Annotated in this window: 19 protein-coding genes; 10 read left to right on the top strand and 9 right to left on the bottom strand. The window is 62.8% G+C overall.

Features of this window, described 5'->3' with window-relative positions; all coding sequences use genetic code 11:
- Positions 1 to 16: 16 nt before the first annotated feature.
- Both PXK07_RS12495 and PXK07_RS12490 read right to left on the bottom strand, forming a co-directional pair.
- Positions 17 to 241, bottom strand: coding sequence for a DUF1150 family protein (locus tag PXK07_RS12495; protein ID WP_274848651.1), 225 nt, complete (start codon positions 239 to 241; stop codon positions 17 to 19).
- 16 nt (positions 242 to 257) lie between these two features.
- Positions 258 to 671 (bottom strand): Hsp20 family protein, encoded by a 414-nt coding sequence (locus PXK07_RS12490; protein WP_274848650.1) that lies wholly within the window; start codon positions 669 to 671, stop codon positions 258 to 260.
- A 178-nt stretch (positions 672 to 849) separates the two neighbouring features.
- Between PXK07_RS12490 and PXK07_RS12485 the strand changes: the two genes are divergently transcribed.
- The 4 genes from PXK07_RS12485 (at position 850) to PXK07_RS12470 (ending at position 3,831) form a co-directional block, all read left to right on the top strand.
- On the top strand, positions 850 to 1,074 hold the full coding sequence (locus tag PXK07_RS12485) for a YdcH family protein (protein WP_274848649.1): 225 nt from the start codon (positions 850 to 852) through the stop codon (positions 1,072 to 1,074).
- Between the two features lie 87 nt (positions 1,075 to 1,161).
- Positions 1,162 to 1,929, top strand: coding sequence for a hypothetical protein (locus PXK07_RS12480; RefSeq protein WP_274848648.1), 768 nt, complete (start codon positions 1,162 to 1,164; stop codon positions 1,927 to 1,929).
- A 332-nt stretch (positions 1,930 to 2,261) separates the two neighbouring features.
- Complete coding sequence (gene purE, locus PXK07_RS12475; protein WP_274848647.1) at positions 2,262 to 2,762, top strand: 5-(carboxyamino)imidazole ribonucleotide mutase; 501 nt, start codon at positions 2,262 to 2,264, stop codon at positions 2,760 to 2,762.
- Positions 2,755 to 3,831, top strand: a complete 1,077-nt coding sequence (locus PXK07_RS12470; RefSeq protein ID WP_274848646.1) for a 5-(carboxyamino)imidazole ribonucleotide synthase — start codon at positions 2,755 to 2,757, stop codon at positions 3,829 to 3,831. Before purE ends, PXK07_RS12470 begins: the two co-directional genes overlap by 8 nt.
- A 121-nt stretch (positions 3,832 to 3,952) precedes the next feature.
- On the opposite strand, the gene PXK07_RS12465 is transcribed toward PXK07_RS12470, so the two are convergent.
- The 7 genes from PXK07_RS12465 to PXK07_RS12435 form a co-directional block, all read right to left on the bottom strand.
- Positions 3,953 to 5,104, bottom strand: a complete 1,152-nt coding sequence (locus PXK07_RS12465) for an alpha-D-ribose 1-methylphosphonate 5-triphosphate diphosphatase (RefSeq protein WP_274848645.1) — start codon at positions 5,102 to 5,104, stop codon at positions 3,953 to 3,955.
- Positions 5,091 to 5,888 (bottom strand): esterase/lipase family protein, encoded by a 798-nt coding sequence (locus PXK07_RS12460; RefSeq protein ID WP_274848644.1) that lies wholly within the window; start codon positions 5,886 to 5,888, stop codon positions 5,091 to 5,093. The genes PXK07_RS12465 and PXK07_RS12460 overlap by 14 nt, the downstream gene beginning before the upstream one ends.
- A 39-nt stretch (positions 5,889 to 5,927) precedes the next feature.
- The gene (locus PXK07_RS12455; RefSeq protein ID WP_274848643.1) at positions 5,928 to 6,809 is read right to left on the bottom strand and encodes a DMT family transporter; all 882 of its coding nucleotides are present in this window, start codon (positions 6,807 to 6,809) and stop codon (positions 5,928 to 5,930) included.
- A gap of 34 nt (positions 6,810 to 6,843) precedes the next feature.
- Positions 6,844 to 7,206, bottom strand: a complete 363-nt coding sequence (locus PXK07_RS12450) for a hypothetical protein (RefSeq protein WP_274848642.1) — start codon at positions 7,204 to 7,206, stop codon at positions 6,844 to 6,846.
- A gap of 214 nt (positions 7,207 to 7,420) precedes the next feature.
- Entirely contained in the window at positions 7,421 to 9,070 is a 1,650-nt protein-coding gene (gene groL / locus PXK07_RS12445; RefSeq protein WP_274848641.1) for a chaperonin GroEL, read from the bottom strand.
- A 67-nt stretch (positions 9,071 to 9,137) separates the two neighbouring features.
- Entirely contained in the window at positions 9,138 to 9,425 is a 288-nt protein-coding gene (locus PXK07_RS12440) for a co-chaperone GroES (protein ID WP_192963993.1), read from the bottom strand.
- A gap of 215 nt (positions 9,426 to 9,640) precedes the next feature.
- Entirely contained in the window at positions 9,641 to 10,306 is a 666-nt protein-coding gene (locus PXK07_RS12435; RefSeq protein WP_274848640.1) for a DUF2161 domain-containing phosphodiesterase, read from the bottom strand.
- A 185-nt stretch (positions 10,307 to 10,491) separates the two neighbouring features.
- Between PXK07_RS12435 and PXK07_RS12430 the strand changes: the two genes are divergently transcribed.
- The 6 genes from PXK07_RS12430 (at position 10,492) to PXK07_RS12405 (ending at position 15,500) form a co-directional block, all read left to right on the top strand.
- Positions 10,492 to 11,412, top strand: coding sequence for a manganese-dependent inorganic pyrophosphatase (locus PXK07_RS12430; RefSeq protein WP_274848639.1), 921 nt, complete (start codon positions 10,492 to 10,494; stop codon positions 11,410 to 11,412).
- 142 nt (positions 11,413 to 11,554) lie between these two features.
- Complete coding sequence (locus tag PXK07_RS12425) at positions 11,555 to 12,430, top strand: TIGR01459 family HAD-type hydrolase (RefSeq protein ID WP_274848638.1); 876 nt, start codon at positions 11,555 to 11,557, stop codon at positions 12,428 to 12,430.
- A gap of 127 nt (positions 12,431 to 12,557) precedes the next feature.
- Positions 12,558 to 13,001 carry a MaoC family dehydratase gene (locus tag PXK07_RS12420; protein WP_192964012.1) on the top strand — a complete coding sequence of 148 codons (444 nt, stop codon included), beginning with the start codon at positions 12,558 to 12,560 and terminating at the stop codon, positions 12,999 to 13,001.
- An 83-nt stretch (positions 13,002 to 13,084) separates the two neighbouring features.
- Positions 13,085 to 14,017: a bifunctional riboflavin kinase/FAD synthetase gene (locus PXK07_RS12415; RefSeq protein ID WP_274848637.1), complete on the top strand. Its 933-nt coding sequence runs from the start codon at positions 13,085 to 13,087 to the stop codon at positions 14,015 to 14,017.
- Entirely contained in the window at positions 14,014 to 14,466 is a 453-nt protein-coding gene (locus tag PXK07_RS12410; RefSeq protein ID WP_274848636.1) for a YcgN family cysteine cluster protein, read from the top strand. Before PXK07_RS12415 ends, PXK07_RS12410 begins: the two co-directional genes overlap by 4 nt.
- On the top strand, positions 14,466 to 15,500 hold the full coding sequence (locus PXK07_RS12405; RefSeq protein WP_274848635.1) for a threonine aldolase family protein: 1,035 nt from the start codon (positions 14,466 to 14,468) through the stop codon (positions 15,498 to 15,500). Before PXK07_RS12410 ends, PXK07_RS12405 begins: the two co-directional genes overlap by 1 nt.
- Positions 15,501 to 15,518 lie beyond the last annotated feature (18 nt).

Below are 15,518 nucleotides of genomic sequence, written 5' to 3'. Positions count from 1 at the left end.
GCCGGGCCCTTCTGGCTCAGTGAACCGTAACGGGCGACAGATCGTTCTGGCGCGCCAGCACAAAGGCCATGCGGCGGTCGGCGACCAGCGCCAGCTGCTCGCCTTCGGCGTCATGCACCGCATAAAGCTGCTTGCGCCCATGGGCCCCGGCCTGAACATCGGCCGGCAGGTCTGCCACATCCACGGCCTTCACGTAAACGATCCGCTTGCCGGTCTCGTTGAAATCGAACGGTGTATGCATCTCTTACCCCTTTCCCTTAGCCTTTGCGAATGTTGATGGTCTGAACGACGGTTTCCGGGCGGGCACGGGTCAGATCCACGTGCAGCAACCCGTTTTCCATCAGCGCCTCGCCCACTTCGACCCCATCGGCGAGGACGAACATGCGCTGAAACTGGCGCGCGGCGATGCCCCGGTGCAGGAAGACCCGGCCGTCGCTGTCATCGCGCTGACGGCCCCGGATCACCAGTTGCCGGTCTTCCACTGTGATGGCGAGATCCTCCTCGGCAAACCCGGCCACGGCCAGGGTGATGCGATAGGAATGATCCGAGGTCTGCTCGATATTATAGGGAGGATAGCCCTCGTTGCCGGATTTGGCCGAGCGTTCCAGGAGGCGTTCAAGCTGCTCGAACCCCAGCATATGCGGGTAAGAGCCCAAGGTAAGTTTCGACACGTGTTACGTCCTTTGTTCGAAAGCGACGGATAGTCTTGCGGCCCCGATCCGGGCACCGCTCTTACAGGATATGGTAAGTTCTGCTGATTTCTCAAGAGCGTGGACGCATAGGACTAGCCGAAAAGCCGTTAACGAAGTATCTTGATCCTCGCATCTTTCATCAGCTCCTGAGTCGCCAATGAACGCCCCTACCGATATCTCGATGAAGACCGACGATGTGTTGAAGGTTGAACTTGAGGTATTTCGCAGGCAGCACCGCGATCTGGACGAGGCGATCGCCGCCCTGCAGGAGCGTGGTACGGCGGATCAGTTGACCCTCCGGCGGCTGAAGAAGCAGAAGCTGGTCCTGAAAGACAAGATCGCCCTGATCGAAGACCGCCTGACCCCCGATATTATCGCCTGACCCCCTCCCGAAAGGCACATTTCCTTCGTGTTGTAGCGGTAGGTCGAAGCATGGCATGGGCTGGCCCCGGTAGCGTTGCAATGCAGCATGTCCGATGACAGGGTAGAGGCGATGAAGCGCGTTTTAGTACATGGCTGCATTTTCGCCTTATTGACGGTCCTGACGCAGTTGGGCGGCATCGCCTGGCTGATCGCGCTTTTGTTTCGTCGGCGCGCCCTGGTGTTTGCATTAGCCTATCTGGCGCTTTGGGGCGCTGCCATCGGCCTTGCTCCGCTCGGCAACCGCGTCCCGCTGCACTGTTGGAATCAAGGCGGGCTGCAGATGAAGGCCTGGGTGTTCTGCGCCGCCAACCGCAACTACATGGCCCCCGAGCTTCTGGATGCCTTGAAGACGGCTTCGGGCAGGTTCGAAGCTGAATTTCCCGGTTCAAACATTCAGGTGCTCGATGCAAATTTCCCGTTTCTGGATGGCTTCCCGCTCTTGCCGCATCTGTCACATGATGATGGCGGCAAGGTCGATATCGCCCTTTTCTACAAAGACGGGAACGGCAATCGCCGCGAAACCAGCAAAAGCCCGATCGGGTATTTCGCCTTTGAGGATGGGCCGACCCATTGCCCCAAGGCCTGGCCATCACTGCGGTGGGATCTGCACTGGTTGCAGCCACTATGGCCCGACTGGCCGCTGGATGATGCCAGAACCAAGCGCGTCGTCGAAATACTGGTGGCCGACCCCAGAGTGAAAAAGCTGTTCATCGAACCGCATCTGGCTTCCCGCCTTGACCTGACGAATAGCAAGATCCGCTTCCAGGGATGCCGCGCGGCCCGTCATGACGATCACATTCACCTCCAGATCTGACGCATAGCTTGGCCGGTCAGCCGGAGCGAGTTTTCAGGCTTTATACCTCTCACATCCACAGATTTCCTTGGTAGAGGCGCGGAAGCTCCCGCGCCTATTGCAGATCGGCAGCTGCGCTGCCGCAGGCAAAAGCCTTGGGCCCGGCAGCGCGCCTGCGCGCGCTGCGGTATCGACAGACAGCATCGCTTCCCTGTGCCGCATGATGTCTCTGCGGATTGAACCGCCCCTTGCCCTCATTGCCGCATTGCACCGCAGGCGACTTCGACTATAGTGCGCGCTCCTTCCACCCGAGCAGGCCCTGCACGGCCTGCGGCATGACAGGACCGGATCACATGCCAGATACCACCGCTGACATCAAAGTGGGCATCATCATGGGCAGCCAGTCGGATTGGCCCACGATGAAAGAAGCCGCCACCATCCTGGATGAGCTGGGCGTGCCCTACGAGGCCAAGATCGTCTCGGCCCATCGCACCCCGGATCGGCTCTGGACCTATGGCAAGACCGCAGCCGAGCGCGGCCTGCAGGTGATCATCGCCGGTGCCGGAGGCGCGGCGCATCTGCCGGGCATGGTGGCCTCCAAGACCCGTGTGCCGGTGGTTGGCGTGCCGGTCCAGACCCGCGCCCTGTCGGGGGTGGATTCGCTCTATTCCATCGTCCAGATGCCAAAAGGCTTCCCGGTCGCCACCATGGCCATCGGCGCCGCAGGGGCAGCCAATGCAGGTCTCATGGCCGCAGGGATCCTCGCCTTGCAGGATCCGGCCCTGGCGCAGCGGCTGGACGACTGGCGCGCCGCACTGTCTGCATCCATCCCGGAGGAGCCGAGCGATGACTGATCCCTTGCAGCCGGGTGCCACCATCGGCATCCTTGGCGGCGGCCAGCTGGGGCGGATGCTCTCCGTCGCAGCCTCCCGCCTTGGCTTCAAAACGCACATCTTCGAGCCCGGCGCCAACCCGCCCGCTGGCGATGTGGCCCACCAGGTGACAACCGCCCCTTACGAGGATGAAGCCGCCCTTGCCGCGTTTGCCGCCTCCGTCGATGTCATCACCTATGAGTTCGAGAACATCCCCACCGCAGCCCTGGATGTGCTGGAGCGGCATCGCCCGATCCGCCCCGGGCGCGAGGCGCTGCGGGTGTCGCAGGACCGGCTGACCGAGAAGACATTCCTCCAGGAGCTTGGCCTGCAGACCGCGCCCTTTGCCGATATCACCGGTCAGGCCGATCTTGACGCGGCACTGGAACGGATCGGCGCCCCGGCCATCCTGAAAACGCGGCGCTTCGGCTATGACGGCAAGGGACAGGCCCGCATCAGGACCACCGACGATGCCGCAGCGGCCCTCGCCTCCCTCGCGGGGGCACCGGCCATCCTTGAAGGCTTTGTCGACTTCTCCCACGAGGTTTCGGTCATTGCCGCCCGCAGCCCCAGTGGCGAGGTCGCCTGTTTCGATCCCGGCGAGAACGTGCACCGCGACGGCATCCTGCACACCACCACGGTGCCCGCCCGCCTCAGCCAGAGCCAGCGCATGGATGCGGTGCTGATCGCCGCCAAGATCCTGAATGCACTCGACTATGTGGGCGTGATGGGGGTGGAACTCTTTGTCACCGGCGGCGGTCTGGTGGTCAATGAGATCGCCCCGCGCGTTCATAACTCCGGCCATTGGACCCAGAACGGCTGCGCCGTGGACCAGTTCGAACAGCACATCCGGGCCGTTGTCGGCTGGCCCTTGGGCGATGGGCAGCGTCACAGCGATGTCGTGATGGAGAACCTGATCGGCGCGGATGTGGATCGCATTCCGGACCTCGCGCGCGCGCGCGACTGCGCCATCCACCTTTATGGCAAGGCCGAAGCCAAGCCGGGCCGCAAAATGGGTCACTTCAACCGGGTCCTTCGCCCCCAGAAGTAACCGCCCGCTGGCGACACGCCTCCGAAACCCGCCAGCGGCGGGTTTCGGGCGCAGCAAAGAGGGCCCGCCTGCCGGGCGTGATGCGCTGCGCTCCCCCGGCCCGAACCCGGCCCGAATGGCCTTACCCGAAGAACCGCGCGGCGATATCGCCGCTCATGTAGCTGACCCGTCCAGCCGATAGCGTCGCCGCAACCCGCTGGCTGTCCTTCTCCAGGATCAGCACATCGGCGCGCTGGCCCGGCGCCAGAACGCCGCGATCCTTGAGCCCCAGCACGGCGGCAGGCCCCGAGGAGACCAGCGCCCAGGCGCCCGCCAGATCCATCACCCCGGAGCGCGCCAGCAACAATGCGGCACGGCGCGGGCTCGGGTAGTGGTAATCCGAGGCAATGGCATCGCACAGCCCCATGGCAATCAACTCGATGGCCGAGACATTGCCCTTGTGCGATCCGCCCCGCACCACATTCGGAGAGCCGAGGATGATATGATCGCCCGCCGCCCGCGCGGCCTCTGCCGCCTCCAGCGTTTCGGGAAATTCGCTGATCCGCACGCCGCGCGCGCGCCATTCGGCCCGTACCGCGGCGCTGTGATCGTCATGACTGCCCAGACGCAGCCCCATGGCCGACAACTCCGCGCAGATCGCGTCGAGGGCGGCCGGAACCTCATCGCTCCGCGCGTGCATGTCCTGCAACATCTGCCAATGCACATCCGGGTTGCGCCCCGCCTTCAGCGCCTGCCCGACCAGACGCGCAGGCTTCTTGCCCGCCGCCAGCCGGTCGTGCGGCAGGTGATCGTTGAAGACGACATAATTCACGCCGCTTGCCGCAAGGCGCGCAGGCAGGTCTGCGTAGTCGTCCAGCATATGGGTCTCGAACCGCAGCTGCGGCAGGATATCCGTCACCAGGCGGTCCCGCACGGCGGCAATGGCAGCAAAGACCTGATCGGCATAGTCCGGCGATCTGAGGCCCCCTTCCCAGCTGTGAAACTGTGCCAGAACGGCGGTGGTGATCCCGTTTGCGGCCAGCTCTGCCTCGGTAGCGATCACGCCTTCGTCCATCTGCTTCATGGCGCCGCGCCGGGGCGCCAGGTGGCGCTCGAACCCATCGCCATGGAGGTCGATGATGCCCGGCAGCACGAGATAACCCGACAGGTCTACTGTGCGCCCTGCGGGTTCGGATACAACCGCCCCATCGGCAATGCTGAGCACGCCGCCTTGGGCCAGCCCCTCGGGCAGCAGGACATCACCGCCCTGCAGGGTCATCTCAAGGGTCTTCACGCGCCTGATCCTCTGCTGCCGCACCGCTACAGGCGTCGTCATCGCACAAGCCTTCGGGCATGCCAAGCAGCGCATCCAGAAAGCCCATCTCGGGGTCAAACCGCCCATGCCCCAGGAAATGCAGGGTCTGCGCGATCACCAGCGGGTTGTTCATCATGAAGGTATGGGTCACGGGCAGCACGATATGATCCGCCATGCCTGCAACCCGGGTGCGCTCGACCGAGACCTTGCCATCATCCGGCCCGGGAATGAGGTTTGAAAACACCGGGTTGAGCGAGACATTCCCCGCGATCACGCCCAGGGGGAAATCGACGGGCGGCAGCCGGTTCGGCAGGCTGTCCGGAGCCGTGCCCAGCTGCAGGCCCGCAGGACCGTTGATCAGGCCAAAAACCTCCCAGTCGCCCAGTTCATCCACCAGTTCACTGCCTTGGTTGGGCGGGCCAAGCATGACGACACGAGCCAGGCTATCCGGGTGATTGTGCTGCAGCCAATGGCGCAGCAGGATCCCGCCCATGGAGTGGGTGACCAGATGCACCGGCTGCGCACCGCATGTGGCAAAGGCCTCTGGCAGCACCTGCTCCGCCAGATCGGCAACCGGCAGCTTCGTGGAGGCATAGCCCGGGCGCACCACATCCATGCCGCGCCCGATCAACACATCCTCCATCACCGCAAACGACGCTTCGCTGCGGGCAAGCCCATGCAGCAGGATCACGCAATCGGCCATGGCCGGTATCGGCAACAGCCCCGAAAGGCCCATCAACAGGGAGGAAAGCAGTGATTTCATGCCGTTCAGATAGGATGTTCCAGATCTCGCCGAAAGCCCCTATGCCCGTTTTGGAGCCGCCCAGATCACCAGGGCAATGCCGCCCAGAACCGCCGTGGTGCCCAGGATAAGGCGCAGACCGACGGGTTCAGCCAGGACGAGCGCACCGCCCAGGATGGCCAGGACCGGAACGCTCAGCTGGATGGTGGCGGCCACGGCAGGCTGCAGCTGCGGCAGGACCCGGTACCACAGCGCATAGCCCAGACCGGAGGTGACCGCCCCGGACAGCACCGCAAGGGCAAGTCCGGTTGCGGTGACGTGCAGCTGCGCGAACAGCACCGCGACGACGGGCAGCATCATTGCTGTCGCCACAAGGAAATTCGTTGCCGTCGCGCGCAGGGGATCGCCCGCACCGCGCCCCAACAGGGTATAGGCCGCCCAGCCCACTCCGCTGGCGGCCATCAGCAGTGACGCCCCCAGCGGCACCTGCACCGGACCGCTGGGCCAGACCACGAAGGCAAGACCGGCAAAGGCCAGAGCAGCCCCCAGCACCTGCCCTGTGGTGGTCCGGCTGCCCCGCAAGGCACCCCATCCGAACATGGAAATCTGCACCACCCCGAACAGGATCAGTGCCCCCAGCCCCGCATCCAGCCCTTTGTATGCCAGGCAAAAGCCGATCATATAGAGCGTCAGCGCCGCGCCACCCTTCAGGGCCTCCCACACCGTCGTGGCGCCGCCCGTCAGCAACCCGCCCCCCTGCAGGCGCCCGGACCGCAAGACCTGTAGCCAAAGCAGCAGAACAAGCGCACCCGCACCGGAGGCAAGACGCAAGAGCCCAAACCCCAAGGCATCCATATGGCCCCATCCGATCGCCATGCGGCCCAGGACGGAATTGGCGGCAAAGGCGATCAGGACCAGCAGAACAAGGCTTACAAGTTTCAAAATCCGGCCTCCAAGTCAGGCCGGAATACCGCGCCTATCGGTTTAGAATACGCAGGTCGGTATCACCGTATCCGCAGGTGTAGCAACAGTCATTGCAGCGTTGCGAGTTGTTGAGGCCAACACCCCAGTACTGGGTTTCATTGCCGCGCACCCAGGCGCCATAACAGATGGTTTCGCCTGTCTCGCAGCTGAGCACATACTCTTGCGGATTGTAGTCATCCAGAATGTAGACCTTCCCATTCCCCGGCCAGGCCCGGTTGTAGTCCTGACTGTAGAATTCGAGGCTGACGATATGCGGATAGTCGCTGCGAATGGTCCATCTCAGACTGTCGGCGCTGACGGCCCCTGCAACCGTCAACAAACCCGCAATCGCGGCCATGTTTCTCAATACCTTCATGATTTCCCCCCTGCAATCGTATCGTTAAACACGCAAAGCGTAAGGGACGATACCCCAGGCGACCAAGCGATTATTGGCCCGTTTTCAATTTCTCAAATACGGCAGACTTCTCAGACATTGAAATCGGGCTCAAAATGCTACCCAGCATTTTGAGCCCCATGAAAAAGGGGCCGCCCGAAGGCGACCCCTAATTCATCCAGCTGGATGGCGTGACTTACATCATGCCGCCCATGCCGCCCATGCCGCCCATGTCGGGCATGCCGCCGCCTGCCGCGCCTTCTTTGGCGGGCTTGTCAGCAACCATGGCTTCGGTGGTGATCAGCAGGCCTGCAACCGATGCCGCGTCTTCCAGAGCGGTACGGGTCACTTTCGCCGGGTCGATCACGCCGAACTTGAACATGTCGCCATATTCATCGGTCTGAGCGTTGTAGCCGAAGTTCTTGTCAGTGGATTCGCGGACCTTGCCCGCGACAACCGCACCGTCAACACCTGCGTTTTCGGCGATCTGGCGCAGCGGAGCTTCGATCGCGCGGCGCACGATGGCGATACCGGCGTTCTGGTCTGCGTTGGCACCGGTCAGACCTTCAAGGCCTTTGCCCGCCTGAACCAGAGCAACACCACCGCCGACGATCACGCCTTCCTGCACGGCTGCGCGGGTCGCGTTCAGAGCATCGTCCACACGGTCTTTGCGCTCTTTCACTTCCACTTCGGTCATGCCGCCGACGCGGATCACGGCAACACCACCTGCCAGTTTGGCAACGCGTTCCTGCAGCTTCTCACGGTCGTAATCGGAAGAGGTCTCTTCGATCTGGGTGCGGATCTGGGCAACACGTGCTTCGATCTCGGCCTTCTCGCCTGCGCCATCAACGATGGTGGTCTCGTCCTTGGTGATCTCGACCTTCTTGGCGGTGCCCAGCATGTCCATGGTGACGGACTCGAGTTTCATGCCCAGATCTTCGGAGATGACCTGACCGCCGGTCAGGATCGCGATGTCCTGCAGCATGGCCTTGCGGCGATCGCCGAAGCCCGGTGCCTTGACGGCTGCGATTTTCAGACCGCCACGCAGTTTGTTCACAACCAGGGTTGCCAGCGCTTCGCCTTCGACGTCTTCGGCGATGATCAGCAGCGGCTTCTGGGACTGGATCACCTGCTCGAGCAGCGGAACCATCGGCTGCAGGGAAGAGAGTTTCTTCTCGTGCAGCAGGATCATGCAGTCATCAAGATCTGCGATCATCTTGTCGGGGTTGGTGACGAAGTAGGGCGACAGGTAGCCACGGTCGAACTGCATGCCTTCGACCACGTCGGTCTCGGTTTCCATGCCTTTGTTCTCTTCGACGGTGATGACACCTTCGTTGCCGACCTTCTGCATCGCGTCTGCGATCTGCTGGCCGATCTCGGCTTCGCCGTTGGCGGAGATGGTGCCGACCTGCGCAACTTCAGCAGAGTCGTTCACCGGACGCGCCATTTCCTTGATCGCTTCGACGACCTTGGAGGTGGCCATGTCGATGCCGCGCTTCAGGTCCATCGGGTTCAGACCGGCAGCGACCTGCTTCAGGCCTTCCTTGACGATCGCCTGGGCCAGAACGGTCGCGGTGGTGGTGCCGTCACCGGCTTCGTCGTTGGTGCGGGAAGCGACTTCCTTCACCATCTGGGCGCCCATGTTCTCGAACTTGTCTTCCAGTTCGATTTCCTTGGCAACCGACACACCGTCCTTGGTGATGCGCGGCGCGCCGAAGGATTTATCCAGAACCACGTTGCGGCCTTTGGGGCCCAGGGTCACCTTGACGGCATCTGCGAGGATGTTCACACCCTTCAGCATCTTGTTGCGGGCATCGGTGTCGAATTTGACGTCCTTAGCAGCCATGTTTCACTCTCCTAGAGAAAATCTGTGTTTGTCAGCGATTATGATGGGATCAGAGAAGCCTGCGGGCTTACTCGATGATGCCCATGATGTCGCTTTCCTTCATCATCAGCAGCTCTTCGCCGTCGACGGTGACCTCGGTGCCGGACCATTTTCCGAACAGGATCTTGTCACCGGCCTTCACGGCCATGGCGATCAGCTCGCCGCTGTCCTTGCGCGCGCCTTCGCCGGTGGCGACAACAACGCCTTCCGAGGGCTTTTCCTTGGCGCTATCGGGGATGATCAGCCCGCCAGCGGTTTTCTCTTCGCTTTCGGTGCGGCGTACCAGCACGCGGTCATGAAGCGGTTTCAATGCCATCTTTGCAGCTCCTTAATAGGCTCAAAGGTTGTTTTTCTGGTCAGCCCCTGCTCCCCGCAGAGGCGTTATCACTCACACCGGGTGAGTGCTAACGGAGCAATAGCTAGGCAGCACCCGGGAGCGAGTCAACAGGTTAGATGCAAGAAAATTGACCCGCCTTGCCCGGAAATCAGCATGCTGCTTTGCAGCACTGCCCGGACAGATCGGGACTGGGGTCAAGAAAGACTGTGATCCCAGTCCGCTAAGCCGGTGCGGCCCTGATCGCTGAGGGCGTAGATGCCCTTTTCCACCTTTTCGAACCAGCCGTAATGATTGTCCCGCATCAGCGTCGTGGCCCGCCCGACGCCGGTGGCCTTGGCCACATCCGCTCCCTTGCAGGCGCCGTGCTCTGCCAGATGCTGCGCACAGGCGAGCGCATCCTGCCGGTAGGCGGTGACAATGCCATAGCGCGTGGCGCCGCCCGCGTTGGGATCTCCGCGCAGGCGCTCGAACTCCCGCAGCAGCCGCTGCTTGCGGATCTTGGATTTGCGCGGCGCATAGGGGCCGGGATCGCACTGGACCTCGACCCGGCCATCGGCCAGCACCGTGATCAGACCGAGGCCAAGTCGGCGACACAGAGAGAGATTGTCCTTCAGCATCCGCCGCGCCTGCTTGCCCTTGGGCTTGGGCACGGCAATGTAGACCAGATCGGTGATCGCCTGCCGGGTGACCGCCTGATGGAACAGCGACAGGGAAAACCGTAGCTTCAGCTCCACGATCACCGGATCCTCATCGCCGCGCCGCGCCACCACATCCGCCGCGCCGACCTCCCCTTTCACCTCATAGCCTTGGCGCTCCAGGAGCGCCTTGATCGGGGGATAGAGATCTGCTTCGCGTGTCATAGGAATTGATTGACAGTTTGAGCGGGGCAAAACAAGCCAAGAGGTTAGAAGGTGTCGGCGCTCTTTTCTCGCCCCGAGCTATTCTTACGATGGGCCAAGCGCCGCAGCGCGGCGGTGATGGGGTGACAAACGCCCCGGCCCTGCTATAAGGCGCGCAAATTCTCCCGTATCTACAGGATTGCATCATGACCACGCTCGTTTTCGGCCACAAATCCCCCGACACCGATTCCACCGGCTCCCCCATCGTCTGGGCCTGGTACCTGAATGAGGTGAAAGGCATCGCGGCTGCGCCCAAACTGCTGGGTGAACCCAACACCGAAGCCGCCTTCATGCTGGAGCGCTGGGGCCTGGAAAAGCCCGAGATCATCGCCGATGTGGCCGACGACCAGCCCGTGGTGATCGTGGACACCAACAACCCGGCCGAGCTGCCCGCCAATATCAATGGCGCCGACGTGCAGGCGATCATCGACCACCACAAGCTGGTTGGCGGCCTGGAAACCAAGGGTCCGATCGATATCACCATCCGCCCGCTGGCCTGCACCGCCACCATCATGAACGACCTGATCGGTGACGACATGGCGAAGATGCCGGAACCCATCAAGGGCGCCGCGCTGACCTGCATCCTGTCCGACACGCTGGAGTTCCGCTCGCCCACCACCACCGACCATGACCGTGCCGTGGCCGAGAAACTGGCCGCGGAACTGGGCATCGACATCGCCGAATACGCAGCCGAAATGTTTGCCGCGAAATCCGATGTTTCCTCCTTCTCGGATGCCGAGCTGATCCGCATGGATTCGAAGGAATACGAGGTCGACGGCACCAAGTTCCGCGTCTCGGTTCTGGAAACCACCGCGCCGGGCGTCGTGCTGGACCGCAAGGCCTCGCTGATCGAAAGCATGACCACCGTTGCGTCCGAGGATGGCGTCGATCAGGTGCTGCTCTTCGTGGTGGACATCCTGAACGAGGAAGCCACCCTGCTGGTGCCCAACGACCTGGTCAAAACCGTCGCCAAGAAAAGCTTTGATGCCGATGCCACAGGCGACACCGTTGTCCTGCCCGGCGTGATGAGCCGCAAGAAGCAGATCATCCCGAACCTCAAGGTCTGATCTTGGATCTTCGAAGCAATGGAAAAGGCGCCCCGCACGGCGCCTTTTTCTATTCGGGCAGGTATTCCCGGTGGCACAGACCGCCCGTCTCGGTCATATCTTGCCGCGCAGCCCTCAGCCCCCCTCAGGAAAGGCCAAACCCATGACCCGCATCATCGAAAACCTTGCCGAGGTCTCTGCCCCCTATCGCGCGCTCTTTGTCGATCTCTGGGGCTGTGTCCATAACGGGATCACCGCCTACCCCGAGGCCGTTGCCGCCCTGCAGACCTATCGTCAGCGCGGTGGGATCGTGGTTCTGGTGACCAACTCGCCGAAACCGCGCGCAGGCGTGGCCGAGCAGTTGAAACAGTTCGGCGTGCCGCAGGATGCCTATGACACCATCGCCACCTCGGGCGATTCCGCCCGCGCCGCCATGTTCACCGGCGCGGTGGGTGACAAGGTCTATTTCATGGGCGAATGGCAGCGCGATGCGGGCTTCTTTGAACCGCTGCATGTGATCGACAAGCCGGTTGAGATCACCCGCGTGCCCCTGCAGGAGGCCACCGGCATCGTCTGCTGCGGCCCGTTTGATCCGATGGCCGATCCGGATGTGAACCGGGCGGACTTCCTCTATGCCAAGCAAAAGGGCATGAAACTCCTCTGTGCCAATCCCGATATCGTGGTGGACCGCGGCGAGACCCGCGAATGGTGCGCCGGCGCCCTGGGCCGACTCTATACCGAAATGGGCGGCGAGAGCCTCTACTTCGGCAAGCCGCACCCGCCGATCTACGATCTTGCCCGCCGCCGCCTGGCGGAATTGGGTCAGGATATTGCCGATGGCGACATTCTGGCGATCGGGGACGGGCCGCACACCGATATTTCAGGCGCCATGGGCGAGGGAATCGATTCCCTTTTCATTTCCGGTGGCCTTGCGGCAGCTGAAACCAAAACGTCGCACCAGCCAGATCCGGATGCCCTAACAGACTACCTGGCAAGGGAAAACAGCGCCCCGACCTTCACCATCGGCCGCCTGCGCTAAGGCGTAATTCTAACAGAAAGCCCTTGATTTTCTGCACCTGCAAAGTAATAAAGTTGCAGAACCAAGGGCCATGGCGCTCTAAAATTTCAAAGGGGATCCACGGATGCCTGAAAACCCGGAGGGGCGCATGTTGGACAATCTGCCACGCGGAACCATCTGCATCGAAGACATTGAAATGGGCATGGTCCGCTACCTGCGCAAGGTGGTGACGGATGAGGACATCCAGAAGTTCGCCGATGTCTCCACCGACCACAACCCGGTGCATATGGATGACGATTACGCCCGTGACACCATCTTTGAAGGCCGTATCGCCCATGGGATGCTGACCGCCGGCCTGATCTCTGCCGTGATCGGCGAACAGCTGCCGGGCCATGGCACCATCTACATGAGCCAGTCCTTGAAGTTCCTTGCCCCGGTGCGCCCCGGCGACATGGTTCTGGCCGAGGTCGAAGTGACCGACATCCAGATCGACAAGCGCCGCGTCCGGCTCGATTGCCGCTGCATGGTCGATGGTAAGAAGGTCCTGGTGGGCGAGGCCATGGTCATGGCCCCCTCGCGCAAGTTCGACTAAGGCGCATTCCCGCCCCCGACACAGCCGCAATGATGCGCAACGGCACGCTTGCATGCCCCGTCACGGGGCGCTAGGCAGGCGCCATGCGCATCATTCGTGACTACCAGTTTGTTGAAGGCCAGGACCGCGGCGCCAGCGTCGCGATCGGCAATTTCGATGGCGTTCACCGCGGCCATCGGTCGGTGATCGATCTGGCGCGCCAGGCCGCCCCGGACGCCCCCCTTGGCGTGGTGACCTTCGAGCCGCATCCGCGCGAATTCTTTGCCCCTGCCGCACCGCCCTTTCGCCTGATGTCCGCCGCTGCGCGGGCCTCGCGGCTGGGCAAGCTGGGGGTGGAAAAGCTCTATCAGCTGAACTTCAACGCCGCCCTGTCAGGGCTGACGCCGGAAGAGTTTGCAAGCAAGGTTCTTGCCAAGGGCCTAGGTCTCAAACATGTGGTGGTGGGCGCCGATTTCTGTTTCGGCAAGGGGCGCGCGGGCACCGCTGAGGATCTGATACGCTTTGGCCGGGACATGCGCTTTGGCGTCACCATCGCCCCCTTGATGGAATACACCGAACATACCGTCTCTTCGACCGCGATCCGCCAGGCGCTGAGCGATGGCCGCCCGCGCGACGCCGCTGCCATGCTGGGCCATTGGCACCGGATCGAAGGCACTGTCGTGGGCGGAGAGCAGCGCGGGCGGGACCTTGGTTTTCCCACCGCAAACATGTCCATCGACGGGCTGCATCCGCCTGCATTCGGCGTCTATGCGGTGCTGGTCGACGTGCTCGATGGCCCTCACAAGGGCAGCTACCACGGTGCCGCCTCTGTCGGGGTGCGGCCGATGTTCAACGGTGATCACCCCAATATCGAAACCTTCCTGTTCGATTTCACCGGCGACCTATATGGCGCGACCCTCTCGGTCGGGCTGGTGGACTACCTGCGCCCGGAGATGAAGTTCGACGGGCTGGAGGGGCTGATTGCGCAGATGGATGCGGATTGCGCCAAGGCGCGCGAAATCCTGGCCGCCGTATGAGCAGGCTTGCCCCCCGGTTCTGGGAGAAGAAGCCGCTCGACAAGCTGTCCGCGGCCGAGTGGGAGGCGCTTTGTGATGGCTGTGGCAAATGCTGCCTCAACAAGCTGGAGGATGAGGACACGGGCGAGGTTGCCCTCACCCGCGTGGCCTGCCGCCTGCTGGATGATCAGACCTGCCGCTGCGCCCACTATGAGAACCGCCACCAGTTCATCCCCGAATGCATCGTGCTGAAGCCCGAGAATCTGGACACCCACGCCTATTGGATGCCGCAGACCTGCGCCTATCGGCTCTTGTGGCAGGGCAAGCCCCTGCCCGGCTGGCACCCGCTGATCACCGGCAATCCGGATTCGGTGCATGACGCGGGGGTTTCGGTGCAGGGCATGACCGTCTCCGAATTCGACACCCCAGAAGAAGACTGGGAAGATTACATCATTGAGGAGCCCATCTGATGTTCTTTGCCTCTGACAATTCCGGCCCCGTCCACCCCGAAGTTCTGGACGCGCTGAGCGCGGCCAACACGGGCTATGCCATGGGTTATGGCGCAGATGCCCAGATGGACGCCGTGCGCCAGCGCCTGCGCGACATCTTCGAGGCGCCCGAAGCGGCGATCTACCTGGTGGCCACCGGCACCGCCGCCAACGCCCTGGCGCTGGCCACCCTCTGCGAGCCTTTCCAGACCGTGTTTTGCAGCCCCGTGGCCCATATCCACGAGGATGAATGCAACGCCCCCGAGTTCTACACGGGCGGCGCCAAACTGACGCTGGTGCCCGGCGGCGACAAGATGACACCCGAAGCGCTGCGCAACAGCATCGCGGGCGAAGAGACCCGCGGCGTCCATGGGCCCCAGCGCGGGCCGGTCTCGATCACCCAGGTCACCGAACGCGGGTCGGTCTACTCCCTGGACGAGCTGACGGCCCTTTGCGCCGTCGCCAAGGACTACGGTCTGCCCGTGCATCTGGATGGCGCGCGCTTCACCAATGCGCTGGTGGCGCTGAACTGCTCTCCGGCGGACATGACCTGGAAGGCGGGCGTGGATGCGGTCTCCTTTGGCGGCACCAAGAACGGTTTGATGGGGGTTGAGGCGGTGATCTTCTTCGATCCCAAACACGCCTGGGAATTCGAACTGCGGCGCAAGCGCGGCGCGCATCTGTTCTCCAAGCATCGCTACCTGTCGGCGCAGATGCTGGCCTATCTGGACAACGACCTGTGGCTGTCCAGCGCCAAGGCCGCCAATGACTCCTGCGCTGTCCTGGTCGAGGGGCTGCGCAAAGCCGGGGCCACATTCCTGTCGGAACCGGATGCGAACATGGTTTTCGCCGCCCTGCCCCGCAGCACCCACAAGCGCCTGATGGAGGCCGGGGCCGTCTATCACCTGTGGGATGGCCCGCTGGAAGGGCCGGATGATGAAGAGGTCACCGCGCGTTTCGTCTGCGACTGGTCGATCAGCCGCGATGAGATCGCGGCGTTCTTGAACCTGCTCTGATCTCAAAGACGCAGGGGC

The sequence above is a fragment of the Phaeobacter sp. QD34_24 genome (assembly GCF_028890115.1).
Lineage (GTDB): Bacteria > Pseudomonadota > Alphaproteobacteria > Rhodobacterales > Rhodobacteraceae > Phycobacter.
This window is presented reverse-complemented; position numbering and strand designations above follow the sequence as displayed.

Coding starts and splice junctions, on each gene's coding strand:
- PXK07_RS12495 (WP_274848651.1), bottom strand. CDS start 241: ATGCATACACCGTTCGATTTCAACGAGACCGGCAAGCGGATCGTTTAC.
- PXK07_RS12485 (WP_274848649.1), top strand. CDS start 850: ATGAACGCCCCTACCGATATCTCGATGAAGACCGACGATGTGTTGAAG.
- PXK07_RS12480 (WP_274848648.1), top strand. CDS start 1,162: ATGTCCGATGACAGGGTAGAGGCGATGAAGCGCGTTTTAGTACATGGC.
- purE (WP_274848647.1), top strand. CDS start 2,262: ATGCCAGATACCACCGCTGACATCAAAGTGGGCATCATCATGGGCAGC.
- PXK07_RS12470 (WP_274848646.1), top strand. CDS start 2,755: ATGACTGATCCCTTGCAGCCGGGTGCCACCATCGGCATCCTTGGCGGC.
- PXK07_RS12460 (WP_274848644.1), bottom strand. CDS start 5,888: ATGAAATCACTGCTTTCCTCCCTGTTGATGGGCCTTTCGGGGCTGTTG.
- PXK07_RS12450 (WP_274848642.1), bottom strand. CDS start 7,206: ATGAAGGTATTGAGAAACATGGCCGCGATTGCGGGTTTGTTGACGGTT.
- groL (WP_274848641.1), bottom strand. CDS start 9,070: ATGGCTGCTAAGGACGTCAAATTCGACACCGATGCCCGCAACAAGATG.
- PXK07_RS12440 (WP_192963993.1), bottom strand. CDS start 9,425: ATGGCATTGAAACCGCTTCATGACCGCGTGCTGGTACGCCGCACCGAA.
- PXK07_RS12435 (WP_274848640.1), bottom strand. CDS start 10,306: ATGACACGCGAAGCAGATCTCTATCCCCCGATCAAGGCGCTCCTGGAG.
- PXK07_RS12430 (WP_274848639.1), top strand. CDS start 10,492: ATGACCACGCTCGTTTTCGGCCACAAATCCCCCGACACCGATTCCACC.
- PXK07_RS12425 (WP_274848638.1), top strand. CDS start 11,555: ATGACCCGCATCATCGAAAACCTTGCCGAGGTCTCTGCCCCCTATCGC.
- PXK07_RS12420 (WP_192964012.1), top strand. CDS start 12,558: ATGTTGGACAATCTGCCACGCGGAACCATCTGCATCGAAGACATTGAA.
- PXK07_RS12415 (WP_274848637.1), top strand. CDS start 13,085: ATGCGCATCATTCGTGACTACCAGTTTGTTGAAGGCCAGGACCGCGGC.
- PXK07_RS12410 (WP_274848636.1), top strand. CDS start 14,014: ATGAGCAGGCTTGCCCCCCGGTTCTGGGAGAAGAAGCCGCTCGACAAG.
- PXK07_RS12405 (WP_274848635.1), top strand. CDS start 14,466: ATGTTCTTTGCCTCTGACAATTCCGGCCCCGTCCACCCCGAAGTTCTG.